A 13,504-nucleotide genomic window follows, 5' to 3' on the forward strand; every position below is an offset into this window, starting at 1 on the left:
CTGCTCTCGGCAACCAAATGCCTGTTACCTCTTCTTTGAATACAGAAAAATTCAGTTTATCAAAGAGAGGATCCGAAGACCTCCCGATGGTTACATTGTGAAATTCTAAAATGGCTTTATTCATTGCTTTTTGCTCCTTTAGAACGTCACAAACTATAAAGGTTCTGGTAAAAGTACTCTTGCAGTCATACCATTTTTTAAGATTCCTTTGCTATTATCAACTTGTATCTTAATCGCAAAGGTTTTCACGTCAAAGTCTCCTAGATCTTGCGTCGCTTTTCGAGTCGCAAAATCAGCACTAGCATTGATCCATACCAATGTTCCTGTAAATGGTTCTTCTACACCAGCAACATATACAGGCAGTTCTTGACCGATGGAAAGAGTCGTTACCAGATCTTCTGGTACTTGTGATCGCACCCAAACCTGATCGTTGTTCACAATGGTCATCATAGTCATGCCTGCTATAACCATCTCACCCATTTCTACCATGCGATACGCTATGATGCCTTCTTGCGGAGCTTTAATCTCTGTATTATCAACCATGGCTTGCGCTGCTTCTAGAGCCGCTCTTGCTTGCTCCACCACAGCATTTTGTAAAGAAAGTTGATGGCGGTTCCCGATGGCCATTTGATAGACTGCTTCTGCTTGGGCAACCTTGGACTTTCCTCCGTCAATTTCTTCACTGCGACTGCCTTCTTCCACCATAGCTAGCTTTTCTCGGGCTTGTATGTAGGTGGCTTCTGTGCTTTCTACCATCGTTTTGGCGTCATCACGACTTTTGGCCGGGACAGCACCATTTTCAAATAAAACTTCCATTCTTTCATAATTATTTTTGGCATTTTCATAACTCGCTCTAGCTTGATCGACCGCTGCTTTGGTCATGGCGATTTCTTGAGAACGAGGTCCTTTTTCTAATGCCTGTAAGTGAGCTTGGGCACCTTCTAAAGATGCTTTGGCTTGTGCAATTTGGCCTTCTATGGTTTCTGCTGCCAACAAAGCGCCATATTGGGCTTGCGCTAATGCAGCTTTCGCTTGATTCAATTGTTCTATCAATTCACGACTTTCTAAGCGTACTAGAACTTGTCCTGCTTCGACTCTGTCTCCTTCTTGGACCAGAATCGCTTCTACTTTGCCTGGTATTTTGCTGCTTATATTCACTTCTGTACCTTCAATATATCCGCTCAAAAGTTTATCTCTCTGTCCGCTTTCTTTAGAAGACCAAGGATAGAAAGTAAAGCCTAGTAAAGAAAGGATAAACAAAAGGAGAACTGCAATGATGGTCATTTTTTTGTTTATTCTGTCCACCTCTTTCTGTTAAACTGACCAGTCAGTCTAGTAGAGATTATAGTAAAATATTTATGTTGCGTCAATATCTGATATATAGAAAGACCTATCTCAAAAAAACATGAGATAGGTCTTTCTATATTTTCTTCTGTTGCTATAAGTCTTCAATTTATACCTTTAGACCAGCATAAAACTGTTGAAATAAAAATTCAGCCATTTCTCGGTGTTGCATTGGTTTTTCATCTAATATAAAGCGTAATGCTAACATAGCTGTTGTACCGAACAATGTGATAGAAGACCAATCAATCGGCGATTTCCTGATCTTTCCCATCGCTTCTGCTCTCGTAAGAATATTCTCAATGAGCCCATAGTAATCTTGTAACAAATATCGAAACTGTTTCTCACGACAGTTGTCAGACCAGGCACCTTTGAGTAATATCTGGCAGAGATTTCTGTTTTGATCAAAGAACATCAATTGTGCTTCAATTAAACTCTTAATCTGCAAAAGTGGATCTGTCTTATTATCAATTTTTTCTTTTACTTGTTCTATCAGCAAGTTCATGCCTTTTTTGATCAAGAAAGAAATCAGTTCTTCCTTGCTTTTGAAGTGATAGTACAAGGTTCCTTTGGCCACACCCGATTGCTCGGCAATTTCATCCATGGTCGCGCGGTCAAAACCTTTCTCAGCAAAAACCTCAATGGCACCAAGAAAGATTTTATCGACCTTACGCATTGAATCCACCACCTAGACTTCTTCTTCCTTCATGGCCACTCGAGCCAATGCTACCACTTTATCATCTTGACTCATACGCATGATGTTTACACCTTGTGTCATTCTGCTTAGCTTGCTAATTTCATCTACAATGAGACGAATAATCACACCTTCGGCAGAAATAACCATGACTTCATCACCAGAACGAACCACTCTAACGCCGGCCATGAGTCCTGTTCGATCGGTCAGGCGCATGACCATAATTCCTTTTCCGCCTCGACGTTGCTTTCGATATTCCGATAAGGATGTACGCTTGCCCATACCACTTTCAGTAATCATAAGCAAATCATCATCGTCTTTAACGATTTCAAGGGCTGTCAATTGATCGTCATCAGAAAGATCGATGCCTTTTACGCCACGAGCGACTCGACCCATGGTTCGAACATCGGCTTCATTAAATCTTACTGCCATGCCTTTGTTGGTAACGAGCAAAATATCACTTTGCCCGTCTGTCATTTTTACGCTAAAGAGTTCATCGCCGTCATCGAGATTTAATGCAATAATGCCGTCTTTACGAGAACGATCATAATCTTGTACCGGTGTTTTTTTCACTACACCATTGCGTGTAGCCATAAATAGATAATGATCGGGATCGTAGTCTTTTACAGGGAATACTGCTGTAATCTTTTCTTCAGAGACGCACTCTACTTTATGGCTCATATCACAGCGGGCTTCTAACATGGTTATGACCAGGCTGTACGGTTCCCCTGAAATAGCCAATAAGTTAACGATAGCTGTTCCTTTGGCTGTACGAGAAGCTTCCGGTATTTCATGCGCTTTTAGGCGATAGACTTTGCCTCGATTGGTGAAGAAAAGTAGGTTATGGTGCGTAGTGGTGATGAAAAGAAGTTCTACAAAGTCATCGTCTTTTGTTCCCATTCCTGTTACACCACGACCACCACGATGCTGTGCCTTGTATGTATGAACAGGCAAGCGCTTGATGTAGCCGTTGTGGGTAATTGTAATGACAGCGTCTTCTTCTGCAATCAGATCTTCAATGTCAAATGCTCCACCTGCTGCAGTGATTTCACTGCGTCGCTCATCAGCAAACTTTGTTTTGATTTCGATAATTTCTTTGCGGATAATATCGAGTACCATTTTTTCTGAGTTCAATACTGCATTATAGTAAGCAATGTCATTGAGTAAAGATTGATATTCTTCTTCAATTTTCTCTCTTTCTAGTCCAGCTAGCCTTTTTAACCGCATGTCTAAAATGGCCTGGGCTTGCTTTTCACTTAGTGAAAATTCGCTCATCAAACGTGGACGAGCTTGTTCTTCTGTAGGTGAGGATCGAATGATTTCGATGATCCGATCGATATGATCGATAGCAATGCGCAAACCTTCTAGAATATGAGCTCTTGCTTCTGCTTTTTCTAAGTCATAGCGAGTACGGCGTACAATTACATCTTTTTGGTGTTCTAAGTAATAATAGATCATGTCCCGAAGGTTCAATACTTTCGGGACACCATCGACAAGGGCTAATAAGATAACGCCAAATGTATCTTGAAGTTGTGTCTGCTTAAACAGTTGATTCAAGATAACCTGTGGATTGGCATCTCTTCGTAATTCGATGACGATTTGCATCCCTTTGCGATCGGATTCATCGCGAAGATCTGTAATACCATCAATTCGCTTGTCTCTGACGAGATCTGCAATTCTTTCTAAAAGGCGAGACTTGTTGACCTGGTATGGAATTTCATGAACAAGAATGCGCATCTTGCCGCCATTCATCTTCTCGATGCGCGTTTTCGCTCTCATCACAACACTGCCGCGACCTGTTAGGTAGGCTTGTCGTATTCCATCTCTACCCATGATCAAACCACCTGTTGGGAAGTCAGGCCCTTTAATGACTTTCATAAGATCTTCTGTTGACACCGTTGGATCATCAATCATCATGATGGTGGCATCGACGACTTCTCCTAAGTTGTGCGGTGGAATGTTGGTAGCCATACCCACAGCAATGCCTGAAGAACCATTAACCAGTAGATTGGGTACACGAGCTGGCAAGACAATGGGTTCTTCTCGTTTGTCATCATAGTTGGGTTTGAAGTCTACTGTGTTTTTTTCAATATCAGAAAGAATATGTGTTGTAATTTTGGCCATGCGCAATTCTGTATAACGCATGGCTGCAGCTGGATCGCCATCAATAGAACCAAAGTTGCCGTGACCATCAATGAGTGGATACCGTGATGAAAAGTTTTGAACAAGCCGAACAATGGCATCATAAATAGCAGCGTCGCCATGGGGGTGATAACGACCCATGACGTCACCAACGAGACCGGCTGATTTGCTATAAGGTTTTTCAGGTGTTCTACCTGTTTCATGAAGGGTATAGAGGATTCTTCGATGAACTGGTTTTAGGCCGTCTCTTACATCGGGCAATGCCCTAGAGACTATAACGCTCATCGAATAGTCTAGGAACGATTTTTTCATTTCGTCTTCTAATTTGATAGGTACTACTTTACCAACGATTTCGGTCATTCACAAATTCACTCCAAGCTCTATTCCTAGTAGCCTTGATGAGTAATAAGACCTTTTCAGGAATAATAAACTCGTTCTATAAAGAAGAAGCTCAAAAATACTCACTATTTCTATTATAACCAATCTTTTCAATGATTTCAAAGTCTGAGGGCACAAAAAGGTTATAAGAAGAATTTTTTTAACAAAAAAAAGAATTATTATTGTTAATTTGATGGTATAATTATTTTTATATGTCACAATGAAAGAGGCTTTACAATGGATAATAAAGGGTTTCGGTTCCGTAAAACTCCTTATACGTTACTAAGTTTTTTGCTTCTTGCTGTGATCTTATTGAATTCTTTTGCCTTCACAGCAGCTTGGGCGAATGAAAGAGCTGTTTATTATGAAGCTCCTACAGAAGATTTTTATACCGAGGCCTATGCCGAAGATATCTTGCCTTTTCACGACTTTGGTCCTGTCAATGAAGTATTTCTAAAGGGCAAAGTGATTTCTATCATTGACGAGACACCGCTCTCTGGTGATTTTTTTGATGTTAGGCATAATGATTTGATGCGGCAGCATTTGCAAATCGAGATCATAGACAAGCCTTACCAGGGACAGCGCAAAATAGTCGAACATACGGCTAGTATCACGAACCCTTTTCAAGGCGTCTATCTTGTTCCTGGCGACAAAGTTGTTCTGTATGGTGTCTTAGATCAAAATGATAATTTACAGGAGATTTATATCCAAGATTTAGTGAGAGAAAGGTCTGTTTTTTGGCTTGCCTTTACTTTTGTTGCAATACTTCTCGTTCTAGGTGGTCTTAAAGGATTAGGCGCTATCTCTACCGTTGTATTGACAGGGCTGCTATTATGGTTCTTTTTATTGCCTGCCGTTTTACAAGGCTTTAATCCTTTGTGGGGTGCTGTGTTGGTCTGTGCCATTGTTAGTATTGTGAGTACTCCTATGGTGGCGGGCTTAAATCGTAAAACCTTAGCCGCCATTATAGGCACCATTTCCGGTGTTTTTATCGCCGGTATATTGGCGTATTATGCTGGCTTTCAAGCGCGCATTGTAGGTATTGAGTTTGATTACATTAACTTGCTTCTTAATATTCCTGGTGATGTAACCTTAGATTTACGAGGCGTCTTTTTTGCCGGTGTTCTTATTGGTAGTTTGGGTGCTGTTATGGATACGGGCATGTCTGTTGCTTCATCAATGCGAGAGATCGCTGCAGCAAATCCGAAAATTACTTTCAAAGAACTTTGGAAAGCGGGTATGAACGTCGGTAAAGATGTTATGGGCATGATGTCAAGTACACTCATTCTGGCCTATGCCGGTAGTGCCCTTCCACTTCTACTACTGATGGTTGCTTATGAAACACCAGCTTTAAAACTCTTAAACTCTGATCTGATTGTGAGTGAAATTATCCGTTCATTAGCTGGTTCCATCGGTCTTTGTTTATCCATTCCAATTACAGCTCTCGTCTCATCCTATTTGTTGCTAAACAGAAAAAAATAACTTAATTTATGCTTGTCTGAAGTCTTTTATGTATGTTACTCTTTAAATACGTGTAGCTGGGAGGAATTTTTTGGTTTTATTTTCCACCCCGTTACCAGTTTAATTTATACTAGAAAGGTGGATGCTCCTTTGAGTCCAAAGAAAGTTGTACAAAATGTTCCTGGCCTAAAAGGTACGGAGACAGAGAAAAATTTATTAGCTGCCTTCGCCGGTGAATCTCAAGCAAGAAACAAATATGAATTTTTTGCTGAGATTGCTGAAAAAGAAGGCTACCGTCAAATCGGTCAAATTTTTAGAGAGACTGCTATCAACGAAAGAATGCACGCGAAACGTTTTCTTCAGGCTGCTACCAATCTAGGTACAACGGAAGAGAACCTACTTATGGCTGCAGCGGGTGAGAACGAAGAGTGGACCATGCTGTATAGAGACTTTGAAGTAAAAGCTCGTGAAGAAGGCTTTGAAGAAGTAGCTGATCTTTTCAAAGAAATTGCTGAAGTAGAAGAAGCTCATGAAAAGCGCTATCGTGCTTTGGCTGAAAGCGTGAAAGCTGGTAAAGTCTTTACTCGCGACACAGCTGTTGATTGGCACTGCTTGAACTGCGGCTATATTCATAACGGTACCGAAGCACCCGATATTTGCCCTGCTTGTCAGCATCCCCAAGGCTGGTACGAAGTGGCACCCTATAACTATTAATTAGGATTTTCAAGGAATCTAATTAATATAAGCTTTTACAGCGCTCTATGATTCTCTTTAAGGGAAATGGAGCGCTGTTATTTTATTCCTTTTTCTTGTTTCTATCTTCTATTTTACGGTACAATAAAAAATGGCGATAGAAAGGAAGGTGTTGCTTTTGCATGAATGGAAAGAAATCGTATTAGAAGTCATTCAAGCTGTGATTCCCGTAATTGTTGTCGTTTTTTTATTGCAAGTTTTTGTTGTTTCCATGCCCACGTCCGTATTTCTCCAATTTTTAATTGGTGCTGCCATGGTGATGGCAGGTCTTGTGCTCTTTTTACAAGGTGTTCAAATCGGTTTATTACCGATGGGTGAAGCCATTGGCGCAGAGCTACCCAACCGAGGCTCTATCTTTTTTCTCGTCTTTGCTGCTTTTATGCTTGGTTTCGTTGTGACGGTAGCAGAGCCAGACGTTCGCATATTAGCCAGCCAAGTTGAGTTTGCTTCTGAAGGCGAAATTAGTAAAACCATTTTAATAACCATGGTAGCACTGGGGGTCGCTTTTTTTGTCGGTCTGGCTATGCTACGTATTGTACTAGGCGTACCAATCGCCTACATTCTTGCAGCAGGCTATGCGATTGTCTTAATCCTTTCTTTTTTCACGCCGGAAAATTTTGTGCCCATTGCCTTTGATGCTGGTGGCGTCACCACAGGACCTATGACCGTACCCTTTATTCTTTCTCTCGGCCTTGGTACAGTCTCCGTACTAGGCGGTAAATCTTCTTTGAGTGACGGTTTCGGACTGGTTGGTCTGGCCTCCATTGGTCCCATTATTGCCGTTCTCCTGCTAGGAGTGATGTATGGTTGAGCGATCTGGTTATTTTTCAGGGCATGGGCCATGTATTTCTTGAGGTCTTTCAAGCACTTGCACCGTTGTTGCTTTTCTTTTTCTTCTTTCAAATTTTTTATCTGAAGCAATCGAAAGAATTTGTTATACGGGTCGTAAAAGGCGTCGTTCTCACATTTTTTGGCTTGACCCTCTTTCTACATGGTGTTCATATTGGTTTTTTGCCTGCAGGAAGAGAAATGGGAGAAATCATGGGTGCTTACGAACATCGATGGATTTTAATCCCCATTGGCTTTGTATTGGGTTTTGTAGCTACCATGGCAGAGCCAGCTGTTCGTGTTCTTAGCTCGCAAGTCCAAGAAGCTTCTACAGGCTATATTCAAGAAAAGATTATGATTTATACTCTTTCTTTTGGCGTAGCTGTTTTTGTTGCTCTTGGTATGGCAAAAATCATCTATGGTATTCCACTTTATTATCTCGTTGTTCCCGGTTACCTGTTGGCCATGGTTCTGCTTAAATTTTCTAACGCCACCTTTACTTCCATTGCTTTTGACGCTGGTGGTGTCGCTACAGGGCCGATGACGGTAACTTTTATCATGGCCATGGCCATTGGTGTCGCCACTGTCATGGAGAACCGCGATCCTGTTATAGACGGTTTTGGATTGATTGCCCTTGTAGCACTAGCACCGATCTTATCAGTCATCACCTTGGGTGTTTTTTTGGGGCACCGTGAAAAGGAGGAAGCCTAATGCAAGTAAATAGTCATGATCTTATTGTTACCATCGTAAAAAAAGGTTGGTCTGAACGAATTATCAAAGCAGCCAAAGCTGCCGGTTCTGAAGGCGCTACCATTCTCTACGGTCGCGGTACGGGGATACACGAACAAAAGAAGTTGCTTGGTATACCAATTGAGCCGGAAAAAGAAATTATTTTAACGGTAATCAACAAATGTAAAACCGATCAAGTCTTAGAAGCCATTATGGAAGCCGGTGAATTGAAAAAGCCTGCAACGGGGATTAGCTTTGTTCTCGGCTTAGATAAAGTCGTGGGTATTGCTCACCTTATGAATAAATGTTAAGTAAGAATACTCAGTATCCACATAGTTATCCACAAAACTGTGGATAACTATGTGGATAAGTGGTTGTTTTTCTAGCTAAATGTGTTATCAACATGTGAATAATTATTTTTCTTTCCTCGATCTTTATTTTTTAAAAAGCAATTGATAAAAAAACCCCCTCCCATAAACATAGGAGGGGGCTTTTTTTTAGATAGACTGCTTAAATGTCCAGGTTACGAACTTCCCGAGCATGATTCTGAATAAACTCTCGGCGAGGCTCAACGCGATCACCCATCAAAGTGGTGAAAACCGTTTCTGCTTCCATGGCATCTTCCATCGTAACTCGTAAAATCGTACGTTCTTCAGGATTCATCGTTGTTTCCCACAACTGATCTGGATTCATTTCACCGAGACCTTTGTATCGTTGAAGGGTAACATTTTCTTTGCCTTTTTCTTTCAAATGTTCGCTTAATTCTTTATCACTATAGAAGTAGCGAACATCTCTGCCTTTTTTCACTTGATAGAGAGGCGGCTGGGCAATATAGATATATCCTTCTTCTACGAGTGGCTTCATGTATCGATAAAAGAAAGTTAAAAGCAAAGTTCGAATATGGCTGCCATCTACATCAGCATCGGTCATGATACAGATACGATGATATCGTGCTTTTTTGGCATCAAAGTCTTCTCCAATGCCTGTTCCAAGCGCTGTAATAATAGCACGGATTTCTTCATTGGACAGAATCTTATCCAGTCTTGCTTTTTCCACATTCAAAATCTTACCACGCAGCGGCAAGATGGCTTGAAAACGCCGATCTCGACCTTGCTTGGCACTGCCACCGGCTGAGTCACCTTCCACTAGGTAAAGTTCACAGAGGGATGGATCTCGCAAGGAGCAGTCAGCCAATTTTCCTGGCAGGCTTGTTGATTCGAGAGCACTCTTACGCCTTGTTAGTTCTCTAGCTTTGCGGGCTGCTTCACGAGCCCGCATGGCATTGACCGACTTTTCTATAATTTTTTTGGCTATCGATGGGTTTTCTTCAAGAAAAGTACCAAGGCCTTCTGAAACTGACGAATCGGTCAGTCCTCTTACTTCAGAATTGCCCAATTTCGTTTTCGTCTGCCCTTCGAATTGAGGTTCCCTTACTTTTACAGAAATAATTGAAGTTAGGCCCTCTCGAATATCTTCACCCGATAAATTGTTATCGTTGTCTTTAAGCAAATTTTGACGACGGGCATAATCGTTGATCACTCTGGTTAAAGCACTCTTAAACCCTGATTCATGGGTCCCACCTTCGTGCGTATTAATATTATTGGCAAATGAAAAAATATTTTCAGCGTAGCTGTCGTTAAACTGCAAAGCCACTTCAATGTCTACGTTTTCTTTTAGGCAATGAAAATAAATTACATTCTGGTGTAATACATCTTTGTTTTTGTTGAGGTATTTAATAAAGTCTACGATTCCGCCAGCATGTAAAAATTCTTTTTCTTTACCAGTTCGTTTATCCGATATCGTAATTTTTACATTTTTATTCAAAAAAGATAGTTCACGAAGGCGATGAGCCAAGGTATCAAAGTTATATTCTAGCTCTTCAAAAATTTCTGCGTCCGGTTTAAAGAAAATGGTCGTTCCCGTTTCTTCAGACTTTCCAATGACAGTTAGCTCTGTTTTTGTGACGCCCCGTTCGTATTTTTGTTCATATACGTTCCCGTTTCTTTTAACAATAACTTTTAGTTCTTCTGAAAGTGCATTGACAACAGAAAGACCAACGCCATGCAATCCTCCAGAAACTTTGTACCCATCACCACCGAATTTACCACCAGCATGCAGCACCGTTAACACGACTTCTACAGATGGTTTGCCCATTTTGGGATGAATATCTACAGGAATACCACGGCCGTTATCGCTTACTTCGATACTATTATCTTCATGAATAATCACTTCAACGGTATCACAGTAACCTGCCAAAGCTTCATCGATAGAGTTGTCGACAATTTCATATACAAGATGATGAAGTCCACGAGCACTTGTGGATCCAATATACATACCCGGTCGACGTCGTACTGCTTCTAAGCCTTCTAAGACTTGAATTTGACTGGCGTCGTACTTGCTGTCTCCATTCATAGACCAATTTTCTTGATCGGCCACCCGAAAAAACCTCCATTCAAGGTTTAGATACAGGTATTCTTAAAGGAACATTATACCATACTTTCGTAAGGTTCACAAATTTTCGGGCTAGCCAGTAGCACTTTCTTCCCATTGTTTTACCATAATCGAAAAGTTATTTCCTCTTTTCATCAGTGTGTTCGATGAGATAGGAGAATAATAAATATATTTATCAGTAATCACAAAAGATTTTTCTTTTCCTTCTTCGGAGATACGAACGACATATCGTTTCGTAGTATCAGATTCTAGAAATTCTTGGGTGGGAAGACCTTGTAAGGATGAATCTAAATCGATAATCGCAATAATATCTTTTTTGGGTACAATTACGTCTCCACCAAGATGTAAGTACATAATCTTCCCTCCTATTCAGTGGTGGGCCACAATCGCCCTTCTTGCACACGAAAAAGAGCCATCTCTTTGATTCGCTCCTTAGAAAAAGCTCTCAAATGGGTCGTCGTTATAAAAACTTGAATCTGACGACGATGTAAATATTGAAGCAACTGCTCCCTCCGGTTGGGATCTAGTTCACTCATTACATCATCGAGCAACACAATCGGGTACTCTCTTCGAAAATGGTAGATAAAAGCGATCTCAGCCAGTTTTAGAGAAAGGGCAATGGAGCGTTGTTGACCCTGGGAAGCATATACTTTGGCTTCTCTTTGATTAAGATAAAGCTGTAAATCATCGCGATGGGGGCCTGTAAGCGTTATCTGTCGGTTAATTTCTTCCCTTCGTCGTTCTTCCAATGCTTTTTTATAATCATTCTGCCAACGACTGCGATCGTGATGCAAAGGAAAAGAAGAGCGATAGGTAAGTTCTAGTTCTTCCTTTCCTTCACTGAGGGCTTGATAGATTTGACGAGCATAAGGTGCAATTTTGGCGATCCCATCGAGACGACGTTTTAGTACTTCTACAGCTAAGGGGGCTACCTGGTCATCCCACAGCTCTAATTCTGTTATTGATGCTTCTTGTTGGCGAAGACGACGAAGTAAGGCATTTCGTTGTGTAATCACTTTTTGATATCGCTGTAGCGCATCGCTATAGGCAGGACTGGTTTGCCCGATTTCTCTGTCTACAAAGCGTCGGCGTTGTTCCGGAGAGCCTTTAACCAAAGCCAGATCTTCAGGTGAAAAAACGACTGTATTCACAGCTTCAGACAGTTCATAAGCACGACGTAAGGTACGACCGTTCAGTTGTACTTTTTTTCTTTTTTCGTTGCTGTACAAGTAGTCAATCTGAAAAGGATGCTGTGATGAAAGACCCTGGGCTTTAATGCGATAATAGTCTTTTTGCCATCCTAGCATGTCTCCATCTTTGGCATCGCGATGAGATCCTTTTCCATTAAGTAAAGCAATGGCTTCTAACAGATTGGTTTTACCTTGTCCGTTAGGGCCAACCAAAATATTAATACCTTGATGAAAAGGAATTTCTACATGCTCATAATTTCGAAACTGGACCAACTCGATGGATTTTATTTCCATGGGAGCACGTCCCTGTGAAAAATTTTAGTTCTTTCTTTCATTAACAGGATCATATATATGGGATAAGATTCCAGATGAATCCTATCCATCTTCGTTAAACCGTTCGAACCGGTACAATGAGATAAAGATAACGCTCTTCACCAATGGGTCGAATGACACCAGGGACGAGAGGACCTGTTAAATCAATATGAATGTCTTCTACCGACAAAACTTTTAATGCTTCTTGTAAGTATCGGTAATTAAAAGCAATGGGAATTGATTCTCCATCCATATCTACAAATACTTCTTCGTGAATATGGCCTACTTCTGGAGAGTTAGAACGAATGGTTAAGATGTTGCCTTCCATCGTTACTTTTATAATATTAGAACCTTCTTTACCGATGGAAGCAAGAGCTGCTCGATCGACAGCCTCTAATAGAGCTTTTACTTTTACAGTAATTCGAGTCTTGTAGTCTTTCGGTATTACTTGCTGATATTTTGGATATTGCCCTTCAATAATGCGAAGAATCACTCGCATTTGTGCTGTTTCCATTAAAACTTGTGATTTTGTAATGGTCAGCTCAATTGCGCTTTCTTCATCATGGAGCAGCCTAGCTACATCAATTAAGGTTTTGCTGCTCAGAATAATTTGTCGTTCTTCTTGAATCGAGCCTTCCAAATAATGGCCTTGTAATAATGCAAGTCGATGCGTATCGGTAGCAATCCACTTAATATGATCAACTTGCAGATCCCATAATATACCTGTGAACCAAGGTCTTGACTCATCTGTAGAAGCAGCAAAACCAATTAGACGGGTCATTTCTTTGAATTGTCCCTGCGTAAAAGATATTTGTTGACCTTCTACAATATGAGGCAGTACGGGAAACTCTAAAGGATTCATCGTATGCAAAGTCAATTCAGATCCAAAGAATCGTACTTTTAGCAAATGGCTTTCGTCTACTCGAAAGGTAACTGGGCCATCTGGCAAACGACGTACCATTTCACTGAAGATTTTAGCATTAACCACGGTGGTACCTGTTTGCGTAGCTCGAATAGGAATCGTATATTCAATGCCTAGTTCCATATCCGTAGCAAGAAGTCGCAAATGGCTTTCCTGCACTTCCATATAGATACCAGTCAGAATCGGTATAGGTGGCCTAGCAGAAACGGCTCGTAAGACTGCGCTTACACCTTCTGTTAACTCTTGTCGTGTACAGGAAAATTCCATCGGTGTAACCTCCTTCGTTTGCTCTGCTTTTCTTCA

Annotated in this window: 13 protein-coding genes (1 of these 13 cut by a window edge); 5 read left to right on the top strand and 8 right to left on the bottom strand. The window is 41.0% G+C overall.

Annotated elements, in window-relative coordinates; genetic code table 11:
• From FTV88_RS03675 to gyrA, 4 genes are all read right to left on the bottom strand, one after another.
• On the bottom strand, positions 1-124 hold the beginning of the coding sequence (locus tag FTV88_RS03675; RefSeq protein ID WP_153724449.1) for an ATP-binding cassette domain-containing protein. 521 nt of this gene lie to the left of the window's left edge; 124 of the gene's 645 nt are visible here — the first part of the coding sequence; its start codon is at positions 122-124; the stop codon falls past the left edge of the window.
• A gap of 29 nt (positions 125-153) precedes the next feature.
• Positions 154-1,305 (bottom strand): HlyD family secretion protein, encoded by a 1,152-nt coding sequence (locus FTV88_RS03680; protein ID WP_162007884.1) that lies wholly within the window; start codon positions 1,303-1,305, stop codon positions 154-156.
• A gap of 148 nt (positions 1,306-1,453) precedes the next feature.
• Positions 1,454-2,017: a TetR/AcrR family transcriptional regulator gene (locus tag FTV88_RS03685; protein WP_153724451.1), complete on the bottom strand. Its 564-nt coding sequence runs from the start codon at positions 2,015-2,017 to the stop codon at positions 1,454-1,456.
• A gap of 12 nt (positions 2,018-2,029) precedes the next feature.
• Complete coding sequence (gene gyrA / locus FTV88_RS03690) at positions 2,030-4,537, bottom strand: DNA gyrase subunit A (protein WP_153724452.1); 2,508 nt, start codon at positions 4,535-4,537, stop codon at positions 2,030-2,032.
• Between the two features lie 255 nt (positions 4,538-4,792).
• Between gyrA and FTV88_RS03695 the strand changes: the two genes are divergently transcribed.
• From FTV88_RS03695 to FTV88_RS03715, 5 genes are all read left to right on the top strand, one after another.
• Positions 4,793-6,037 carry a YibE/F family protein gene (locus FTV88_RS03695; protein ID WP_153724453.1) on the top strand — a complete coding sequence of 415 codons (1,245 nt, stop codon included), beginning with the start codon at positions 4,793-4,795 and terminating at the stop codon, positions 6,035-6,037.
• Between the two features lie 129 nt (positions 6,038-6,166).
• The gene (gene rbr / locus FTV88_RS03700) at positions 6,167-6,730 is read left to right on the top strand and encodes a rubrerythrin (RefSeq protein ID WP_153724454.1); all 564 of its coding nucleotides are present in this window, start codon (positions 6,167-6,169) and stop codon (positions 6,728-6,730) included.
• A 157-nt stretch (positions 6,731-6,887) separates the two neighbouring features.
• On the top strand, positions 6,888-7,580 hold the full coding sequence (locus tag FTV88_RS03705) for a DUF1538 domain-containing protein (RefSeq protein ID WP_438266906.1): 693 nt from the start codon (positions 6,888-6,890) through the stop codon (positions 7,578-7,580).
• Positions 7,577-8,308: a DUF1538 domain-containing protein gene (locus FTV88_RS03710; RefSeq protein WP_207707906.1), complete on the top strand. Its 732-nt coding sequence runs from the start codon at positions 7,577-7,579 to the stop codon at positions 8,306-8,308. Before FTV88_RS03705 ends, FTV88_RS03710 begins: the two co-directional genes overlap by 4 nt.
• The gene (locus tag FTV88_RS03715) at positions 8,308-8,637 is read left to right on the top strand and encodes a P-II family nitrogen regulator (RefSeq protein WP_153724456.1); all 330 of its coding nucleotides are present in this window, start codon (positions 8,308-8,310) and stop codon (positions 8,635-8,637) included. Before FTV88_RS03710 ends, FTV88_RS03715 begins: the two co-directional genes overlap by 1 nt.
• A 199-nt stretch (positions 8,638-8,836) precedes the next feature.
• On the opposite strand, the gene gyrB is transcribed toward FTV88_RS03715, so the two are convergent.
• The 4 genes from gyrB to dnaN form a co-directional block, all read right to left on the bottom strand.
• Positions 8,837-10,738 (bottom strand): DNA topoisomerase (ATP-hydrolyzing) subunit B, encoded by a 1,902-nt coding sequence (gyrB, locus tag FTV88_RS03720; protein ID WP_153726491.1) that lies wholly within the window; start codon positions 10,736-10,738, stop codon positions 8,837-8,839.
• A 111-nt stretch (positions 10,739-10,849) separates the two neighbouring features.
• The gene (gene remB / locus FTV88_RS03725; RefSeq protein WP_153724457.1) at positions 10,850-11,131 is read right to left on the bottom strand and encodes an extracellular matrix regulator RemB; all 282 of its coding nucleotides are present in this window, start codon (positions 11,129-11,131) and stop codon (positions 10,850-10,852) included.
• A gap of 11 nt (positions 11,132-11,142) precedes the next feature.
• Entirely contained in the window at positions 11,143-12,261 is a 1,119-nt protein-coding gene (gene recF, locus FTV88_RS03730; protein WP_153724458.1) for a DNA replication/repair protein RecF, read from the bottom strand.
• Between the two features lie 94 nt (positions 12,262-12,355).
• Positions 12,356-13,468, bottom strand: coding sequence for a DNA polymerase III subunit beta (gene dnaN / locus FTV88_RS03735; protein ID WP_153724459.1), 1,113 nt, complete (start codon positions 13,466-13,468; stop codon positions 12,356-12,358).
• Between the last annotated feature and the right edge of the window lie 36 nt (positions 13,469-13,504).

Origin of the sequence: Heliorestis convoluta (assembly GCF_009649955.1) — a bacterium.
Lineage (GTDB): Bacteria > Bacillota > Desulfitobacteriia > Heliobacteriales > Heliobacteriaceae > Heliorestis > Heliorestis convoluta.